This window comes from Arenibacter arenosicollis (genome assembly GCF_014397245.1).
Classification (GTDB): domain Bacteria; phylum Bacteroidota; class Bacteroidia; order Flavobacteriales; family Flavobacteriaceae; genus Arenibacter; species Arenibacter arenosicollis.
This window is the reverse complement of the sequence record NZ_JACLHY010000019.1, coordinates 16,559-37,290: the sequence shown is the minus strand read 5'-3', so window position 1 is coordinate 37,290 and position 20,732 is coordinate 16,559. Positions and strand designations below refer to the sequence as shown.

General features: G+C 38.8%; 9 protein-coding genes. 1 reads left to right on the top strand and 8 read right to left on the bottom strand.

Translation table 11 applies throughout. The features are described from left to right. Window positions 1-10 precede the first annotated feature (10 nt). The 4 genes from H4O18_RS16215 to H4O18_RS16200 all read right to left on the bottom strand — a co-directional run bounded on the left by H4O18_RS16215 (window position 11) and on the right by H4O18_RS16200 (window position 10,394). Window positions 11-3,055, bottom strand: coding sequence for a SusC/RagA family TonB-linked outer membrane protein (locus H4O18_RS16215; protein WP_187586471.1), 3,045 nt, complete (start codon window positions 3,053-3,055; stop codon window positions 11-13). A 210-nt stretch (window positions 3,056-3,265) separates the two neighbouring features. Then, window positions 3,266-7,471, bottom strand: coding sequence for a hybrid sensor histidine kinase/response regulator transcription factor (locus tag H4O18_RS16210; protein ID WP_187586469.1), 4,206 nt, complete (start codon window positions 7,469-7,471; stop codon window positions 3,266-3,268). 263 nt (window positions 7,472-7,734) lie between these two features. Beyond that, window positions 7,735-9,345, bottom strand: coding sequence for a sulfatase family protein (locus tag H4O18_RS16205; RefSeq protein WP_187586467.1), 1,611 nt, complete (start codon window positions 9,343-9,345; stop codon window positions 7,735-7,737). Between the two features lie 200 nt (window positions 9,346-9,545). Next, entirely contained in the window at window positions 9,546-10,394 is an 849-nt protein-coding gene (locus tag H4O18_RS16200; protein ID WP_187586464.1) for a ThuA domain-containing protein, read from the bottom strand. A gap of 302 nt (window positions 10,395-10,696) precedes the next feature. Here H4O18_RS16200 and H4O18_RS16195 point away from each other — a divergent pair, with 302 nt between their 5' ends. Further along, window positions 10,697-12,577, top strand: a complete 1,881-nt coding sequence (locus H4O18_RS16195; protein WP_187586463.1) for a sulfatase family protein — start codon at window positions 10,697-10,699, stop codon at window positions 12,575-12,577. A gap of 197 nt (window positions 12,578-12,774) precedes the next feature. Here H4O18_RS16195 and H4O18_RS16190 read toward each other — a convergent pair whose 3' ends face one another. From H4O18_RS16190 to H4O18_RS16175, 4 genes are all read right to left on the bottom strand, one after another. Further along, on the bottom strand, window positions 12,775-14,142 hold the full coding sequence (locus H4O18_RS16190; protein ID WP_187586461.1) for a DUF2231 domain-containing protein: 1,368 nt from the start codon (window positions 14,140-14,142) through the stop codon (window positions 12,775-12,777). Window positions 14,143-14,153: 11 nt separating this feature from the next. Further along, the gene (locus H4O18_RS16185; protein WP_187586458.1) at window positions 14,154-15,608 is read right to left on the bottom strand and encodes a DUF1501 domain-containing protein; all 1,455 of its coding nucleotides are present in this window, start codon (window positions 15,606-15,608) and stop codon (window positions 14,154-14,156) included. Between the two features lie 9 nt (window positions 15,609-15,617). After that, window positions 15,618-18,416, bottom strand: a complete 2,799-nt coding sequence (locus H4O18_RS16180) for a DUF1553 domain-containing protein (protein WP_187586456.1) — start codon at window positions 18,414-18,416, stop codon at window positions 15,618-15,620. 687 nt (window positions 18,417-19,103) lie between these two features. Then, window positions 19,104-20,462, bottom strand: coding sequence for a glucosidase family protein (locus H4O18_RS16175; protein WP_187586454.1), 1,359 nt, complete (start codon window positions 20,460-20,462; stop codon window positions 19,104-19,106). Window positions 20,463-20,732: the final 270 nt, after the last annotated feature.

The window sequence follows — 20,732 nt, the reverse complement described above, 5'->3', positions numbered from 1 at the left end:
TTTTTTTAAATTAAAATTTAACATTAACACCAAACAAGAAGGATGTAGATAATGGATATGTTCCCTTATCCACTAAATCCGATGCTTCGGGATCCAAACCTGTATAATTGGTGGAAGTAAGTAGATTTTTACCGGATACATAAAGTCGTGCGCTATCAAATCCTTTGATGCCATCTATGGTATAACCTATTTCAATATTTTTCAAACGGAAGTAAGAGGCGTCTTCAACAAAAATACTGGAGACCTTACTACTACCGTTATCTTCAAAAGCCACTCTTGGAATACTGTTGGTACTGCCTTCACCATCCCATGCCCCTAAAATAGCTGTAGTGTAATTGAATGGCCTTGTATCAAAATCTATGATTTTTTTTCCATCATTATACCTGTCGATACCTTCAACACCCTGAAAAAGCATGGACATATCAAATCCTTTATATTCCCCGGTCAAGAAGACACCATAGGTAAGATCCGGTATGGAAGACCCTATAAATTCGCGATCAAAATCGGGGCTTATTTTGCCATCACCATTAATATCCTTGAACTTAATGTCCCCCGGTTTAGAATTCCCTTCCAAAAATAAATGACTATCTATTTCTGCTTGGTTCTGATAAATACCTTCCATTCTATATCCGTAATAAGCATCCAAAGGCTGACCAACAACCGTTCTGGATTCGTTATTAACTATATTGGGGACATTTGGGTGCAATTTCTCAACATTGTTGGTTACTGTTGAAAGGTTGGCGTTGATATTATATTTAAACTCCCTTTCTGAATTTCTAAAATTGACGGAAAATTCAAAACCTTTATTACTCACCTCACCAGCATTGACAATAGTAGGTTGCAAATCTCCAAGGAAACCGGGCAAGCCTATTGGCAATAATATATCTGTTGTACTTTTGTCAAAATATTCAGCAGTAAAACCTATTTTATTTTTGAAAAGACCTAGGTCGATTCCCAAGTTGGTCTGAGTTGTAGTTTCCCACTTTAGATCAGGATTACCGTACCGTACTTTTCTAACTATACCTTCCGTTTGTTCAATTAGTTCTGCGTAGGTGTAGTTGTCTATATTCTGGTTACCCAATTGACCCCAACTAGCTCTTAATTTTAAATTGGACATCCAATCCACTTCGCTTAAAAAATCTTCCTGTGATATCGTCCAACCTCCAGAAACAGATGGAAAATACCCCCATCGGTTATTTTCTGCAAATTTTGAGGATGCATCCGCTCTTAAATTGGCGGTTACCATATATTTATTGTCATATGAATATGTGGTAGACCCAAAATAGGAAAACAGAGCAGATTCAGTACCTGCACCTCCGTTATTTTCATCGAGTCCTTCACCTCCAAAGGACAAATATCTAAATTCGTCTATTGAATACGGGAAACGAAACCTACTAGCATATATATCCGACTCTGTCTGAGTAACATATTCAGTACCTATCATTGCACTGAAGTCATGTTTTTCACCAAACGATTTATTATAATTTAAGGTATTACTAAAGGTTAAGGCCAATGATTCCCCTCTTCTCTCGCTTAAATTATTGGGCCTGTTTCTTCTTCCCAACCCTTGGTCGATGGCACTTCCACCTCCGTCATCATCTCCGAAATTTTCATTAAAAGTCTTGTCATGAAAAAAGGTAAGGTCTACCCCAACATTGGACCTAAATGTTAGTTCTTTATCCTGTAAAAATGAATACTGACCATATACGTTGCCGAATGTTTTAAATATTCTAGTCTGATCATCCGAAAAATAAGCTTGCGCTATAGGGTTTCCAACCATTTCATACATGGTTCTATTCAACCCTTGATCATAACCGGTGGGCGTAAAGAAAGGCATATCGGTAAAAGGGTCTCTTTCAGAATAGGTAGGATCATTTACATCTTTAAAAAGTGGTATTACAGGAGCCCTTAACAACGCAAATCTTATTAAACTTTCACCTGTAGAAGGAACTTTGTCCTGTGTTGATGAGGACAATTGCACGTTGGCGCCAACCTTTAATCTATCGGATAGCTCAGCATTGATATTTGTTCTAAAATTTAATCTTCGGAACTTGTCATTATCGTATACTACTATACCGTTCTCACCATAATATCCCATGGACATTAAAAACTGAACTTTTTCACTTCCTCCACTTGCGGACAACTGTAGATTTTGCGAACTTCCTCCTTCGAACAATTCGTCCAAATAATCAGTATCTCCAAAATCTGCCCTACCCCTATCGGCGGTATACGGATTGGCACCAGTATATGTGTTGTTCCATGCTTTCTCGGTAGTATTGATATATTGTTCAGCATTTAGCATGGTTGGAAGGTTGGAAGCAGATTGAACCCCATACCAGTACTCGGCTTCAAGTCTCATTTTTCCTATTGAACCACTTTTTGTGGTAATCAATACAACTCCTGCTGATGCCCTTGAACCATATATCGAAGCTGCCGCTGCATCTTTTAAAACCGACATCGTTTTTATATCGGACTGATTTAAAAAAGTAATATCACGCGATGGAACGCCATCCACAATATATAATGGGTCATTATTCCCTATTGTACCAACGCCACGGACCCGAACTTGAATCCCTCCGCCTGGTGCACCGCTACTGGATGCTACCTGCACGCCTGCAACTTGCCCCTGTAAGGCTTGGGCAACATTGGATGTACGGGCCTTCCCCAAGTCATCAACATCTACCACAGAAACAGCCCCGGTCAAAGTTGATTTCTTTAATGTAGAATACCCTACAAGAACCACTTCGTCCAATGCATTGGCACCTTGGGTCATGGTAACAATAATCTGGGTTTTTCCATTAACCGGAACCCTTAGTGTCTCATATCCTATATAGCTAAACACCAACACTGCATTGGTATCTACATTGGATATGGTGTAATTACCATCAAAATCTGTCGAAGTACCGATCGATGTTCCTTCAATAATAACATTTACACCGGCAAGAGGACCTTCATCATCCGAGACAATACCGGTAATGGTCTGAGCCAACAAGGAACTCCCGAAAAGGAAAGTCCCTAAAAAAATTAGCTTTCTGATAAAATTTTTCATCTTCATAAGAATTGTTTTTACAATTAAATTTGGTTAATTAAGTAGATCACTTTTTTACTCCGATTAGAAAGTTGGAATAAATTGTTAGGTGATTTTAAAAAGCTCGTTTTAAGTTGAAGTAAAGTTAGAAGGAGGGTACACTAAAAGGTGTACACTATTTAATCAATATTGTACACCTGAGTGCAAACAACTGATTATCAATAAATTGTGAAGATTTTATAAATTGGACCTCGACTTAAGCTGATAATTTTTAGGAGTAATGTTATACATTTTCTTAAACTCCCTATAAAAATAAGAGCGATTATTGAACCCAGATTGATAACAAACTTGTGAGACGGTTAGGATATTTTCCCTCAACAGGGTAGCAGCATGTTTCAATCTAATAGTCCGTATTAGATCTCCGGGAGAAAAACCGTATAAATATTTAATTTTTCGATAGAGTTGGGAACTGCTTATTCCCAGCTCTTTCTCAATTAATGAACTTTGAAGGTTTTCATTTTCAATATTGCTTTGAATAAAAGTTACCACCTTTTTCATAAAGTCCTTCTCCTCATCATGTTCCAAACTGTTTGTAAGACTTTCAATGGGCGTTTCTTTGGACAGATGTTTCAACATCAGTTCCTTTTCCTCCAGAAGATTTTGGACTTTCACCTGCAAATAATCAGGATGGAATGGTTTTGGAATATAGGAATTGGCCCCACTTTCCAAACCTTCAATACTATGGATAACCGAATTTTTTGAGGTTAGCATAATAAAAGGAATATGACAAGTAAGAACATTGCTCCTTATTTTTTTACATAATTCCATCCCATCCATTTCCGGCATCATAAGGTCACTGATAATTATATCCGGCATTTCCTTTTTGATAGCATCAACGGCCTCGGCACCATTATTTGCTGTCAAGACATTATATTTTTCAATTAGTAATTCTTTTAAAAATACCCTAACATCTTTTTCATCTTCGACAATCAACACCACTTTACGTTTATTTTGAAGGACATCAAGGGACGTTAATTTATTTGAAATATCTTCAGAATTATTAGAAACGTCCTCCAGAATATTTTTTAAATGATATGAAATATTTACTTGACCTGAATGCTCCTCCAATTCCGTATCTTGAAAGCTGACCTTACTACAGGGTAGCAAAACATGAAACGAAGTTTTCTTATCGACTTCACTTGAAACTGTAATTTCACCTTTTAAAACTGTCACCAGACTTTTCACGTATGCCAGGCCAATACCAGTCCTAAACTTATCTGTGTCCGTATCCTTACTCTCATCCAATAATACAAATCTGGTAAATACACGATCCAATTTTTCTTTTGCAATGCCCTTTCCTGAATTGGATACAATAATATTTAGAATATTAAAATCCTCCTCAATAAATATCTTTAGGTTAATTTTTCCATTATCCGGAGTATATTTAAAGGCATTGGAGAGTAGGTTAAATACAATCTTCTCAATTTTGTCCTTGTCAAACCAACCTTCCAATAATGATGGTATGTCCAATTCGTATTCAATATTTTTCTGAATGGCCCATTCATCAAATAATTCGGCAATTTGTTCTATTAGGTTCACTAGATCAAATTGCCTGACCCGTACCTCTACATAATTGCTTTCAGCTTTCCTAAATTCGAGTAATTGTTGTGTTAAAAAGAGTAATCTAGAGGAGTTCCTTTCAATCATATTTATAAACCTCTGGTTCTTTTCACTTAAACCAACCATTTCAGAAAGTTTTTGAACAGGTCCGGTAATTAAAGTCAAAGGCGTTTGAAACTCATGTGCCACATTCGTAAAAAAAGTAAGACGATTTTGATGGATCTCTTCTTCCCTTTTTTGATGAATAATATTTTGAGTTAAAGATTGCTTTTTCTGGTAATAGCTGTAAATCAACACAAGCAAAAGAAGAAAAAGCAGCAAATAGACCGCATATGCCACATTTGTTCGCCAAAGAATTGGATCTATTTTTATATCAATAGCTCTTGTTGGATTGCTCCAAACACCATCGCTATTGGTCCATTTCAACCACAGAGAATACTTACCAGGTGGTACATTGGTAAAGGAAATGTTTCTTCTGTTGTTGATGTTCACCCATTCGCTGTCAAACCCAATAAGCTGATAGGCATATTTACATTTTTCACTGTGGATATAGGTTAGGGCGGCAATATCTATGTCGAAATAATTTTCATCGTGATCTAAATTAATGGAGGGAAAGGAGATAGCGTTTGGAGAAACTACTAGATTTTGATAATAAGGTATTTCCTTATTTTGCCCACTTATCTTATCGATAAGGATATCTGGAACAAAAAGATCCTCTTCTATTTCAGAAGGCAAAAAATAATTAAAGCCTTTTATACCTCCCATAAATACAAAATCCGAGTCAGTATCCCTATAAAAAGCACCATCCGCAAACTCATTATTTTGTAAGCCCTCATTTTCGGTATAATTAATGAATCTGGATTCATCGATTATAAAATTGGATAAACCAAAATTAGTGCTTATCCAAAGGTTTGATCTTTTGTCAGAAACAATCCCATGAATCGTGTTGTTCGGCAGGCCGTCTTTTACGGTATAGCGTTTAAAATTTGCCTCTTCATCATTTCCTATTTCCTGTAATAAATTCAACCCGAAACTGGTCCCCACCCAAAGCTTACTTTTTAAATCTACATATAGGCAAAGAATATCATCATTGGATAGGCTTTGCGGGTCGTTTCTTTTATTTTTAAAAATCTTGAAAGAGTTCGATTCCTTATTAAAAAGGTTTAAGCCACCTAACCTAGTTCCCACCCAAAGTTCACGTTCATTCCTAGGTTGAATTGAAAAAATAATATTACTGCTTAAACTGTTGTCCTCAAATTCGCCTGCCGCATATTTCTTGAATTGAGAGACTTTAAGCCTTTCTCCGTCGCGATCAATTTTGAGGCGAATCATTCCATAACCATTGGTACCCAACCATATATAGCCTTTCTTGTCTTGATAAATAGCATAAGTTGACTTAAAATAATCGCATTGGTCACTTTCCATTATTTGGGACCAATTTACAATCCGTGATTTTTTTAAATCAAAAACATCTATTCCTTCCCCATCGGTTCCTATAAAGATTAAACTGTCCCTTCCTTTATGCAATGCATAAACCGAATTGTTAATACCGCTATTATTTTGATTGAAATTTTCATACTCTAAAGACTCATTAACATTCTCGTAAAATTTTGACGGAAAGCGGAATAATCCCTTTCCTTTGGTTCCAACCCAAAAAGAATTGCCTGGAGACTCGGTAAATGTTCTTATAATACCCTCACTGAACTCGGGCACTTCAGCCTTTGTAATTAGATTAAATGATTTTCGGATGGGATATAACTTAAAAATTCCTTCCCCATCGGTACCTACCCAAATAACATTTTCATTTCCCTGAAAAATAGTGGTTATCTTTTGGTCTTGAAGGAATTTCTTCCAGGGAAGATCAACTCTATTTCCTGAAATATCAATAATCAAAAATTCAGATTTATTGGATAGTATGAGACCTTCAGATATATTTCCAATTACGTTTGTAACATTCCTTTCGTCAACTACAACTGAACTTTGATCCAACAATGACCATATCTCTACCTTTCCGGTTTTAGAAATAATACATAATTTTTGATTTTGGATTATTCCGAATTCATGAACATTTTCAGAAACCATCTCAATACTTGATATGCTTTTTTGATCATTTTCCTCGGTAGTTATCTTTAATTGGTACAATTCGCCATTAATATACTGTAGAAGCAAATCTCCTGAAGCAGTGAATACCATCTTTTTCACAGCCTCCGTAGGGAGATTATGGGAATTCAATTTTTGAAAACCGTCCTTATAAAAGTAGCCCATACCCCAATCTTTCACGGCACAGAACACAGTTTTGGTTGCATCAAGTGCCATGTTAAACTCAGATTCTGAGACTGGAGGATTGTTTATTCTAGTAAAATAATAACGCCGAAAGGTATTTGTTTTCTTATCATAGCTGTTTATTCCATGAATTGTTGACACCCAAATTTGACCAGATTTGTCTTCATCAATTTTAAGTATCACCTGATTGCTTAAACTATTCTCGTTATTTAGCTCTGGACGGAATATTTTGAATTTACTACCATCATAGCGATTTAAACCATCCCACGTGCCAATCCATAAGAGGTTATCCGAATCTTGAAAAATTGTATTAATGGAACTATTCGATAAACCTTGGGAATTGTCAATTTGCTGAAATTTATATTTTAATTCAGGAGCAATTTGAGTATTGTTCCATTTATTTAGGCTATTAATAGTAGGATGGTTCTTAGGGCCGAGCGAGATATTATTGGAATTAACTGACCTATTCTGAGCAATACAAATGCCGATGTAAAAAATAGTAATGAACAGGGAAGTACTTTTTACATTAAAAAACGGCATAAACCAATATAAACTAAAAATGATTAAAAATTAGGCATGAACTACCTAAATAATGAAATAATCAAGGATATAAGGTGTTTTAATTTACAAAACCGATCCTAAGCTTTATTACTACAAAATTTAAGCATCCAATCTTTACGTAAGCGGCTAATTTATGAAATATTCACTCTATAAAGTCTAGCACTATCAAGGCCATTTAACAAAAAAATAGCGGGCAAAATGCCAGCTATTTTTTTGAAGCTTATTTAATTTAATGGAATCCTTTAATACTTCTTGGATTGTTCAATATACTTATCATCCAGTTCTTTGGAATCCTTGTATTTTGTCCGAAGTTTGGCCAGTTTTTCCTTTAGTTCTTTTACGACCTCGGCATAGTCTGGATCATCATAGACATTGTTCAACTCCTTGGGATCTTTTTTACGGTCATACAATTCCCATTCATCTACGTCATAATAAAAATGTGCCAATTTGTACTCCTTTGTAACAATGCCATAATGACGTTTTACCATATGAACACTGGGATACTCATAATAGTGGTAATAAACGGCCTCCCTGTTCCATTGGTCGCTTTGCCCCTTTAACAATGGCATTAAACTTTCACCCTGCATATCAGCTGGGGCCTCTATTTGTGCCGCCTCCAAAAACGTCTGGGCAAAATCGAGGTTCTGTACCATTTCTTCCTCAGTGGTCCCCGGTTTAATTACATTGGGCCAGCGGATCAGCAATGGGGTTTTAAACGATTCATCATAAATAAAACGTTTGTCGAACCAACCGTGTTCCCCTAAATAAAACCCTTGGTCAGAAGTGTAGACCACTATGGTATTTTCGGCCAGGCCGTTGTCATCCAAATAGTCCAACACTCTTCCTACATTATCATCCACGGAAGAAATACTGCCCAAATAATCCTGCATATACCGTTGGTATTTCCAGGTCATTTTTTCCTTGTCTGTCATCGAAGGCCATTTCTCCATAAAATCCTGGTTTATAGCATCGATAATAGGCTTGTATTCTTGCCTTTGTTCTTCATTTCCACGATTGAATTCGTTGTAAACATCTGCCTGTGAACCTTCAACAAATGGCTCTACGCCTCCCATGGCCTCCAAGGTTTCTGGCCAGATTTTGCTATCATGGCTATACTGCATATGGTACAATAAATTCATTTCGGCAGTTTTGGCCGCAGTGCCCCTATTCTTATAATCGTCAAAAAGGGTCTCCGGCAAGGGAAATGTTTTTTGGGTATACTCCTTAAACTTATCTGCTCTTGGCCACCATGGTCTATGGGGGGCCTTATGCAAGTACATTAAAAGAAAAGGCTTATTGGGGTCCCGTTTTTTGTCCAACCAATTAAGACTCATTTCAGTGATTATATCAGTTACATATCCCGTAATGGTAGTATCTCCTTTCTGGGTGATAAAATCCGGATTAATATAATGTCCCTGTCCTGGCAGAATCATAAATTCGTCCACTCCTTTGGGATTGTTTCCAAAATGCAACTTCCCGAACATGGCCGTTTGATAACCCGCCTTTTGAAACAGTTGCGGAAAAGTAACCTGGGTGGTATCAAAAGGATTGTGATTATCAATCTTTCCGTTGATATGGGTATGCTTCCCTGTAAGAATAGTCGCCCTGGACGGCGCGCAGATAGAATTGGTAACACTGGCATTTCTAAACAGAATGCCTTCCTTGGCCAAACGATCAATATTTGGGGTCTGGATCAAGTGGTCACTATATGAACTTATGGCCTGATAAGCATGGTCATCGGACATGATGAACAGGATGTTGGGTTTCTGGGGCTTCTTGTTTTCTTTCTCTGCACAACTGTGCAACGACAAAAGGCATAGTGTAAAAAGGGAAAATAATGGTAATGCTTTCATTTGGTTGTTTGTATTTGTAAAACTCTCTGTTAAAGAGAATAAATATAAACGGTTTAAGGATAAACTTCAAATATTTTTGCCTTATGCACTTCTTAATGACCAGAAAGGCAAAATAACTGCACCTATACCAAAATAGGAAAAGCTCTAATGACCTGTTACTTCAACTGCATAAATCCTCAAAGAAATTATGAGCAGCTTTATCATTCTTTATTCACTACCCATTTTATTCCTTCTATAAGATGTTGTCGTCCAAAATCCGTATTCAATGAGCGAATGTCATGACCCAACTCTGTATAGAAAAATCTTCCTCCGCCCCAAACTCGGGTCCATGCTATAGGATGATCCTTTCCCATTGCTACGCCTCCTCTAGTTTTGAAATACTCTCTAACCGGTTCGTATGTGGATTCGTCTACCCTGAGTAAAACCTGTACGCCCGGCAAACCTGTAACAGAGTTGGTGTGGTTGGTCCAATCTGCTTCGTACCAAAACTCTTTACCCATCCCCTTAACGGCAGGATGATCCATGGCCGTGGGATCAACCACCAATTTAGCTTTTAGAAATTCAGAATCACTATTGAAATCACAACCTCCCAATTCCATAATCCAAGGCCAGTTTTCCTGATGCACCAACAATGCATGTAAACCAACAATAGCTCCCCCTGCTTTATACCATTCCTCTATGGCAGTGCGTTGCCCTTCATTAAAAACTTTATCAAGAACATTTGCATTGTTGAACAGCAATACATCATAATAGCTCAGTTTTTCCTTGGAAATATCACTTCCAGTTTCACTTACATCTATCTGCATATTGTGTTCGGCACCTAGCCGTACAATCCATCCATTTACTATGGGAATGTCCGGATGGCGGAACCAACCCGTACCGGAAAAGAGTAAAACCTTCAATGTAGTGCCGTCTCCCATCGCATTGCGCTCATGCATTTTCTTTTGATGGTCCACATCAAGGTGCTCCTGAGAAATTAACTGAAAGGTGGATAAAAACAATAACGATAAAAAGATAGCTGAAACAATTCGGGTTCTTTTGTTTTTCATAATTGGCAATTATTATTTTTTCGAATTAATTAAGTATATGTATACTTTACATTTGTTTCATTAAAAATAAGGGTTTTGCGGGTATAATTAAGAGTCAATATCTTCTTGACGTGAGTTCTCCCATAAAATTAGGCTTATTTAAAATAGTGAACGCAGAATATTTAATGCATTAAAGAACTTGATGCAAGGACAGTAAACGCATCACAAAAACAGCGCGGATATGGAAGATTTGCTATATTGGGGACTTTCACAATAATCATGTGCCAAAAATAGCCTACCATAAATTCAAACCGTATACTCCAATGTTTAAAAATAACTATAGCATAATTTTCAAGATTTGCATAATTCTTCTGTGTGCCATCACTCTTATTAGTTGCCAAACAAAACCAAAAGAGGAGCTGCCCCCAAATATAGTATGGATCACCTCCGAGGACAATTCTAAGCATTACCAAAAGCTTTTTGATGATAATGGAATTCATACCCCAAATATTGAAGCGCTAGCCAAGGAAGGTTTGATCTTTAGTAGGGCATTTTCCAATGCCCCGGTCTGTAGTGTTGCCCGTTCGGCAATAATATCTGGTTGCTACGGACCTCGTATCGGGTCCCAATTTCATAGAAAGATGGCCGTTGTTCCCATGCCCGATTCACTCAAAATGTTTCCCACCTATTTAAAACAGGCCGGTTATTACACCACCAACAATAGCAAAGAGGATTACAATATAATTAAAAGTGAAGGAGTCTGGGACGAATCTTCAAAGAAGGCCAGCTGGAAAAACAGGGCGGAACAACAGCCCTTTTTTCATGTTTTTAATATTGGGGTTTCCCATGAATCCAGCATGCACTTTACTGCTCAGGGCATGGATACTATTGCTACTGAAACGGATATAAATTCCTTCAAAATTCAACCCAATCATCCCAACACCGACTTATTTAAATACACGAATGCTCTGTACCGTGATAAAATCAGGGAGATGGACCGCCAGGTAGGGAAGATTATTAAGGAACTAAAAGAGGATGGTCGCCTGGATGACACCTTCATTTTTTACTTCGGTGATCATGGTGGCGTATTGCCAGGAAGTAAGGGATATCTTTATGAAACCGGACTACATGTCCCTATGGTGGTCCATGTTCCCAAAAAATATAGACATCTAGTAAAAAACCAGATAGGTAGCACCATAAATGGTTTCGTGAGTTTTATAGATTTGGCTCCAACCATTTTAAATCTTGCTGGTATTAATATTCCCAAAGAAATAGATGGAACCGCCTTTTTAGGCAAGGATATAGAGAGTGAGGAATTGAATTCCCGTGATGAGACCTATAGTTATGCCGATAGGTTTGATGAAAAATATGATATGGTTCGGGCTGTGCGAAAAGGGAAGTATAAATACATAAGGAGCTATCAGCCATTTAATTATGACGGACTAATGAACAACTATCGTTACAAGCAATTGGCCTATCAGGAATGGCAGTCCTTGTACAACGATGGTAAACTCAATGAGGTGCAATCCGCTTTTTTTGAAAAACGTGCCCCAGAAATGCTTTTTGATGTTGATGCCGACCCCTATGAAACAAAGAATTTGGCAGATGATCCAGCGTATAGCTCTACACTTATTAACATGCGAGAAAAACTCGCTTCTTGGGTAAAAGAAATGCCTGATCTATCTTTCTATCCCGAACACTTCCTGATTGAGAAGGCGTTCCAAAATCCTGCCCAATTCGGAAAAAAGCATAAAGACGAAATTCAAAAATATATTGAAATTGCCGATTTAAACCTATTGAATTTTGATGATGCCAAGAATTCCCTTACCACCGCCCTAAAGTCATCCGATCCATGGGAAAGATATTGGGCAATTATCGCTTGTAGTGCTTTTGGGCAGCAAGCCATGGGAATGGAATCCCAGATTACGGAAATGGCCTCACAGGACACAGAGCTAATTAACAGGGTGCGAGCAGCCGAATTTCTAGGCATCGTAAAGAAATTGAACCCTTCAACCGTGATGACAAATTCCTTGTACGAATCCGAAAAACCAAGTGAGGCGCTTTTAATTTTAAATTCGGTGGTACTTATGGAGTCGGGCAAATACAACTATAAATTTAATATTCAGTTGGACAGCATATCCAAAACGGTTGCTGAGGATTCAGAAGTGCAGCTGAGATTGAAATACCTGAATATTCTAAAGTAATGTTCAGTATCAATATATTAGCCTGAAAATCAAGAACAAAGGAAAAAAATTTAGTTTTCATTTTAATCGGCAACCTTCTATGCGGACAAATACAGGATATAATCAATTTATATGTTCAACAATTTGCTTTCTACACATCAAACATTTGTGTTGAATGAAGTTATATAATAGCGATAATTATTCCATTGAGTATAGATTCAGATGGCACCACCAAGATCAATTAAAACATTTCCACTATTACTGTTTTCCTCGACCATCTGCTGGGTTACCTTGGTTTTCCACAAATACAACCTTCTCAAAGAATCAATATCCAACAACAATTTTAAACCTTGGTCGGAAACCTCCGTGTCATAAAGGTTGATCACTTCCAAATGCATATACTTTTGTAATTGCTGCATTGCATTATCGGTGATCGGATTTGAATGTAAGTCAATTTTGGTAAGATGCCTCAATTCGGGCAACTTGGCCAGCATAGCATCAGTCAGTCCGCAATTGGATAGGTTCAAAAAGGTAATATTTTCACCAATTTGTTTCAATAATTCAATTTGTTCCTGTCCTATAATTGATCCGTCGTAACCTACATCCAATAAAAAATTATCTTCTCCCAACCTATTGACCGAAAATCCATTTTCGGTCAATAACGCTACTTTTTGTTGATCAACTTCCTCAACCACAATAGTTTCAACATAGGGCCTGGGATTGTAGTCCAAATTATAATCCCTGATCATGAGCTGCAACAATTCCCTTGGCATACTGTTATGGTCGAACACTGCCAAGCTATCCGCACCCGTATTTATCCAATATTCAAGGATTTTCAGTTCACTATAACTTAAGGGCTTGCCCTTTGAAGGCATAAATTTTTTATTGTTCAATGGTAGACTTATGCGCTTAAATAATTCACTTTCTTCCAAAACGCCCTGTACAATTGGATATCCACTTTCCGCCTCTGTGAACAAGTCCTTATATCCTTCAAGATTAAGACCTCCTTTTTGTTTATCATTATTATGGCAGGAGGCGCACTTTTGGTCGAACATAGGTTTAACAATATCTCCGTAAATTAAGATCGAGTCTTGATTTTTAGGTAGGATTCCTTTTTTTGAATCCGCAATTTCAAATCCTGCCATATTCTTTATTGCATCCGGGGCATAGGTAAGAAGGTATTCTTCTCCATGGGTAAGCACACCGCCTTGATGCCCTGTTAGTCCAACAAGGATTATAAATACTGAAGATACTATCATGGAATGCTGCCGGTCGTACTTAGGTATTTTAATTTTAAGAACTAATACCAAAACAGAAAATACCGCCACCCCGATCCCCAGCCATTTGTGCTGACCAAGTGTTTCTGCATTGTATTCCCCTCCCTGGGACAGTAACAGTCCGGTAGCAATAGCAATAAGGCTGGACACTATAACTGCTATTAGGGCATATTGAACAATGCGGTTATATATCTGCCTATCTTTCTTGAACAGACCAATACTTTCAATAATTACGGCCAAGACAATAAACCCAATGGGCAAGTGTACTACCAAGGGGTGAAATCTCCCCAAAAACAAGTCTAATTCCATATGTACTTCTGCTATGTTAAAATATCCTTGATCACGTTGCCGCTCACATCCGTAAGTCTAAAATCCCTGCCTTGAAAATGAAAGGTAAGCCTTTCGTGGTCCAACCCCAATTGGTTAAGAATTGTTGCCTGTACGTCATGAACATGGACCTTACCTCTTATGGCCGAATAGCCTATTTCATCCGTTTCGCCAAAAGTGAACCCCTTTTTAACACCTCCTCCTGCCATCCACATGGTAAAGGCCTCTCCGTGGTGGTCCCGTCCAAAGAAACCTTGCCCCGATCTTGCCTCCATCATGGGAGTTCTGCCAAACTCACCGCCCCAAACAATTAGGGTTTCTTCTAAAAGTCCCCTTTGTTTTAAATCGGTAAGAAGTCCAGTCATAGCTTGGTCGATCCTACTACATTTATTGTACAGCCCAACATCTACCCCATTGCCTGCGCCGACCCCATGTGTATCCCATCCGTCATCATATAGCTGAACAAAACGCACCCCATTTTCTACCAACCTTCTTGCCAGAAGACAATTATTTGCAAAGGAGCTTTCCCCAGGAGTTACGCCATATAGCTTTTTAATATATTCCGGTTCACCATCTATACTCATAACCCCCGGCACCGATGTCTGCATTTTAAACGCCAGTTCATATTGTGACATTCGCGTTAGGATTTCAGGGTCCCTTGATTCTTGATATTCCAGTTCATTTATTTTGTTTATGGCATCGACAGATTGTTTTCTCAGTGCTGCATCCACACCTTTAGGGTTTTGTAGGTTCCTGACCGCGGGACCTTTGGACTGACATTGTACCCCTTGATATACGGTAGGTAAAAATCCACTTCCCCAAAGGCGTTTTCCACCGGAGACCACCCCTCCCGAAAGCAAAACGATGAAGCCGGGCAGGTTTTCGTTTGGCGATCCCAATCCATAGGTGGCCCAACTGCCCAATGAGGGGCGTCCCTGTCTTGGCGATCCAGTCTGCATTAAAAACTGTGCCGGAGCATGGTTGAACTCTTCCGTATGCACGGCTTTTAGAAAACTGATCTCATCCACCACGCTGGAAAATTTTGGCAAATAATCGGAAACCCAGCTACGGGATTCCCCATACTGATTAAAACTGGCCTGCGAGCCCAGCATTTTAGGAGTACCCCTAATAAACGCAAAACGTTTGCCTTCCAGTAAGGATGGGGGACAATCCTGTCCATTCAATGTATTCAGCACAGGTTTATGATCAAAAAGCTCCAGTTGCGATGGCGCCCCTGCCATGTGCAAATAGATCACATGCTTTGCCTTGGGCAAAAAATGGGGGATTCCATTATCTGTAATAGGCGAGGGCGAATTGTTCGCGAACAAATTTCCTCCCAACATGGAACCGAGTGTCATGGCCCCCATGCCCGAAATACAATTTTTTAAAAAATGCCTCCGGGTATTATATTCGCTCTCGCGATAATGTGCCTCGTTTAAAATATCCATATTACCATATTATCCTTTTACAATAAATTCATCCAGGTTTAGGAATACATTGGCCACCATGGTCAGTGCCGCCAACCTAGATTTATTTTTGCCTGAATACTCCAGTGCTACCTCAGGAAACTCCGAACTATCCATATTATTTACATAATGCAAAAGTGCATCGTTATATAGCTGTGTCAATTGCATTAATTTTTCCTCCTTAATGTTTTTGCCCATCACCTTGAAATATCCGAATTTTATTTGATTCTCCAGCTGCTTGTCCGCCTCGAACATCTGTTTTGCCAATTCCTGCGAAGCTTCAAAGAAGGTTTTATCATTTAGTAAACTAAGGGCCTGTAAGGGTGTATTCGTCAGCACCCGACTTGAAACACAGGCCGACCTATCCGGGCTATCGAATACGATCATGTTCATAGGGGGGTTGACCCTTTTCCAAAATGTATATATTGAACGCCTATACATGGCATCGTCCCCTTGAATTACATATTCTGGAAGTGTGTTCCAGCCACCTGCAATTTCAACATCTGCATTTATAACACTCGGCCCTCCGATCGTTCGGTTCAACAGGCCGCTCACCGACAGAATTTCATCACGGATCTGCTCCGCTGAAAGACGTTTTCGCGCCCCTCTGGAAAGCCAGTTATTGGCCGGGTCCAATTTTATTATCTCGGGATGCGAATTCGACGATTGTCGATAGGTAGCCGATAGGACCAAGTCGCGCAATAAAGGTTTTACCCTCCACTTGTATTCCTTCATCAATTTTACCGCCATCCAATCCAACAATTCCGGATGACTTGGGTCTTTGCCCTGGGAACCAAATTCCTCCATAGATTCCACCAAGCCCCTTCCAAAGATCTGTTCCCAAAAACGATTTACCACAACACGTGCGGAAAGCGGGTTCTTACCACTTACCATCCACTGGGCAAATTCCAACCTATTGCCCGGCTCTTTATTTTCCGGGATACCGTAGATATTTGGAATCCCCATATTGACCTCTTCCGTCAAATTTAACCAACTGCCCCGATCAAATATAAAGGTTTTACGGCTCTCGTCCCCTTGTAATTCCTGGATTATGGGAGTACTTGTGGTCGGGATTTGGGCAAGCTTCTCCAGTTTCCGTTTAATTTCCCCATCATACTTTTCCATAAGAGGTTCTTTTTCATAATAGAAAATCTTATCCAAATAGAAAAGATGTGCCACATAGCTCTCGCCTTTGTGAAACTGCAAAAAAACATCGTGCTCACCTGCAATCTCCGGTATTCGAACACTAAACTCTTTTACTTTGAAGCCGTTTTCAACACGTTTGGATCCTTCCGTACTACCAATGCGTACTTCACCAATTTTTCTGCCATTGAGCGAATCCAAATGAATGGAAATGTCCCCTGCATAATCTAGGGTAGCAGAGACCAAAAAGCCCATTTTATTAACTTTCCTTAAATCAACGTTATTGTAACTGGCCCATGAACTATCCTGGATCTGCCATAAAAAATTCAGGCCCTCATCCAATTCTATAAACGGACTGGTTTGATCAAATGCCTCAGCTTCTTTGAGCCGATATCCCAAATGCGTCAACAACGCCTCTTTCTGATCGTACAAAAACCGTGACTTGGCCACTTGCCCGTCACTAGGCAGCAATTGGCCGTTAATGTATTCCATAAGGCCTTCTACTTCTTTTTTATTCTCCTTGGAATAGGTAAAAAGTTTGGGTCGTTCAAAATAGGAATCGTCATCGGCCGCATTATTGAAAAATGCCATGGTCTCATAGAACTCCTTGTGCCTAAAAGGGTCGTAGGGGTGACTATGGCATTGAACGCAGGCCATTGTAGTGCCCTGCCAGACTTCGTAGGTCGTTGCTACCCTTTCCACAACAGAGGCCACTCTAAATTCTTCATTATCCGTTCCACCTTCATCATTGGCAAGCGTATTCCTATGAAATGCCGTGGCGATCAACTGTTCCTCCGTTGGCTCCGGAAGCATATCCCCCGCCAATTGTTCAATTGAAAATTGATCAAAGGGCATATCCTTATTAAAGGCCGCTATTACCCAATCCCGAAATTTCCAAATTTCCCGATTGGTATCCTTTTCAAACCCTTTGGAGTCTGCATATCGTGCCAGGTCTAACCACATACTGGCCCATCTTTCCCCGAAGTGCGGAGACCCCAATAATTCATCTACCAATTTTTCGTATGCATCCGAGGAATTATCCTCCAAAAATGCATTGGCCTGTTCAATGGTCGGTGGAAGTCCCGTTAGATCTAAATAAAGCCTTCTCAACAAAGTATTCTTATCTGCTCTTACTGAAGGAGATAGTCCCTTTTCCTTTAATTTGGAAAATACAAATTGATCTATCGGATTCTTGGCCCAACCACTATCGACTACTACCGGGGGTACAATGTTTTCTTTAGGAGGAATATACGCCCAGTGTTTTTCCCATTTCGCCCCTTGATCGATCCATTTGGCCAAGATATCAATTTCCTCCTGGGAGAGTTGTGGAGACTCAAATGGCATCCTGATCTCCGGGTCTTTGGATACCAATCTTCTATACAGTTCACTTTTTTCATGGTTCCCCCGCACAATGGCAGGTTTACCGGATTGTGTTTTACTAAATGCATCTTCTTCAAATAACAAACTAAACTCTCCATTGGCCTTAACCCCTCCGTGACATCTTAAACATTTACTATTTAAGATGGGGCGAACATCGCGATTGAAACTTATTTCCTTATTTGATGAGTCATTGCAGGACCCTAAAAATAGGATAGTCAAAATCCAAGAAAGTATATAAATACTGTTTATACAAACAGATTTTGCCATTTTAAATAAAAAATTATATGTCAATTTTCTAATCCTTTTCTAATTCACAGTTTATAATACATTCGTATTCCATTCATCTTTAAGAAGGAAAACCCTAACCTTAACAAAGCTCTACCCTTTGACTTTCATTGTTCATCTCCTATTATTTAGGATTAAGTATGCGCACGGTTAAACCTTTAAGCCGTATTTAGCATTGTTTAAAACAAAAAGAACTTGAGAATCCACTAATGAATTAAATATTTACAAAATATTCATAAATATACATGAAAAAGTTAAAGGCATAAATTCTCCCTATATTATAACCAATAAAGAAAAAACAATCAGAAATTTCTTGTAAATAACGAAAGCTCGAAATATTACCATCGGGAAATCATTGGATTAAATACCGGCTACAAAATCATTGGTAACTATTTTATTATGGCTTGTACCAGGTGTTTAAAATATGCTTAATACCGTAATCCGTAACCGCGAGGCCATGGATTCCGATTGTGATGAGGCAGTATTATTCCCTGATGTGACCCTTATTAAGAATCGACGGTCATCTTCGAATTTGTAACTTTTTAAATTGGTGATGATTTTGTTGAAACAATCCCAGACTTAAAAATAAAAATTAACACTTGCCTTTAATGTTGCCATGGAAAGGCCAATAAACCCTGAAAGAACGTACTTATAAAATTTCTTTGAAGATCAAGGTTTTACAATTTTTCTAAACGCAGCCAAGGGACAACTTACCGTAGTCATATACAATGGGTTTTGTTTGTGTCCGGAAGGATGAAAACATTCATAGGGCGCTCCGTATTCCACCCCTTTTCTAAAATCGTTTACACGTAGGTCCTCTATGTATTCTTGGGCCAATTTCTGGGCAAGTTTAAAATTGGTTTTAGCTATGGCATGGCATACCCATCCCGTTGGAGTTCCCCAATATGCCCCATTCTGGTAGGTGTTTTTCCGGGCCAATGAAAATTCCCAGGCTGTGGACTCGTTAAAATCATCCGTGGTTAAAATGTGCCTAATATTCCCCTTGTATGCTAGGTGGCCTTTTTCATAAGCGTGGGACAAGAACCGGCTTGTTCTTTCAGTATTTTCCTTACTTAAGATATCGTAATAAATCGCTAAGGCCGTGGACCAAACATCGGCCTGACTTCCTTTTCCATTTGATGCTTTAAGCATGCCCCTTTCATCCATAAACACCAACGGTAATGCCTCCTTGATTTTATTGGCTATCATACTGTATTTTTCCGCCTTGGCTGGGTTGTTAAGTTTTTCAAATAATTCCACAAGATTCAAGGCCGCCCTAAATTTTAGGATGGACGGGTAACAAAGATCCCCTGTAATGGTCATAACATCCCTAAAACCAAAATCGATGCCCCTAAAATGATCCGTGGTAGTAACAATATGATTATCCAATCTTGATGGAGGTACATTAAACGCAATTTCAAGTCGATCTATAAGCCTGGTACCATTAATTTCCTGTTCCAAAATGGTTAGGTCTGCTGTAGTTTTTATATAATAATGAGCCATTTGAACAAAGAAAAACTGATCGCCGTAAGGCGGGGTCCTACCGAATTGCGGAGTTCCCTGCTCCTCGAAACTATACGTTCCGGGAAAGTATATGGGCAGACTATCGTCCATACGAATATGATCTGCAATGGCACCAAAAGGAATCAAGGATCCATTTTTGGTAATCCATGTTCTATCGGCTTGGGTAGAAGCCGTCAACATTAACATATTTCTTTGTTCCTCCTTGGTAATAAATCCCGATTCCAAAGACATGGCATAATCACGAATCCAAAAAGCAGGATAACTCCCCCTACCTCCCGGTTTCACCAAAACCATTCCTGTGTTATTGTTACCCATTTGATCAGCAACCTTCTGGCCTGGGTAAATACGGGAACTATCAATTATTGTTTTGGTCAATGTTTCCAGAAATTGAAAATTCTTACCACTTAATATACGATCCGTAGCTGTCGTTTCGGATTGCCCAATACCAGAGGCCGTAATGGCAATGGAAAATAAGGTTAATATTGACTTCTTCTTAAAATTCATTATGGCTTCAAAATTAATACAATGGTTCTTTGAGAAATGGAGGAATGCCTAAATTACGATTTTATATTTGACATAGTTCCAAACCTAAAAGACTGGATTAAAGCACTAAACACAAGCTGACAAAAACTTAAAACAGCTGTTGAAGAATAAGGAAATATTCTAATTTTAAACGGGGTATTTTGACAGTCGATAAATATTGATCTGGGTTAACTCCTTCGCAAGCTCCTTTTATTTTAAAGGAAGGAAGTATTCGAAGTCCAAAAATAATGG

Coding starts and splice junctions, on each gene's coding strand:
- H4O18_RS16175 (WP_187586454.1), bottom strand. CDS start 20,462: ATGAATTTTAAGAAGAAGTCAATATTAACCTTATTTTCCATTGCCATT.
- H4O18_RS16195 (WP_187586463.1), top strand. CDS start 10,697: ATGTTTAAAAATAACTATAGCATAATTTTCAAGATTTGCATAATTCTT.
- H4O18_RS16180 (WP_187586456.1), bottom strand. CDS start 18,416: ATGGCAAAATCTGTTTGTATAAACAGTATTTATATACTTTCTTGGATT.
- H4O18_RS16210 (WP_187586469.1), bottom strand. CDS start 7,471: ATGCCGTTTTTTAATGTAAAAAGTACTTCCCTGTTCATTACTATTTTT.
- H4O18_RS16205 (WP_187586467.1), bottom strand. CDS start 9,345: ATGAAAGCATTACCATTATTTTCCCTTTTTACACTATGCCTTTTGTCG.
- H4O18_RS16190 (WP_187586461.1), bottom strand. CDS start 14,142: ATGGAATTAGACTTGTTTTTGGGGAGATTTCACCCCTTGGTAGTACAC.
- H4O18_RS16200 (WP_187586464.1), bottom strand. CDS start 10,394: ATGAAAAACAAAAGAACCCGAATTGTTTCAGCTATCTTTTTATCGTTA.
- H4O18_RS16185 (WP_187586458.1), bottom strand. CDS start 15,608: ATGGATATTTTAAACGAGGCACATTATCGCGAGAGCGAATATAATACC.
- H4O18_RS16215 (WP_187586471.1), bottom strand. CDS start 3,055: ATGAAGATGAAAAATTTTATCAGAAAGCTAATTTTTTTAGGGACTTTC.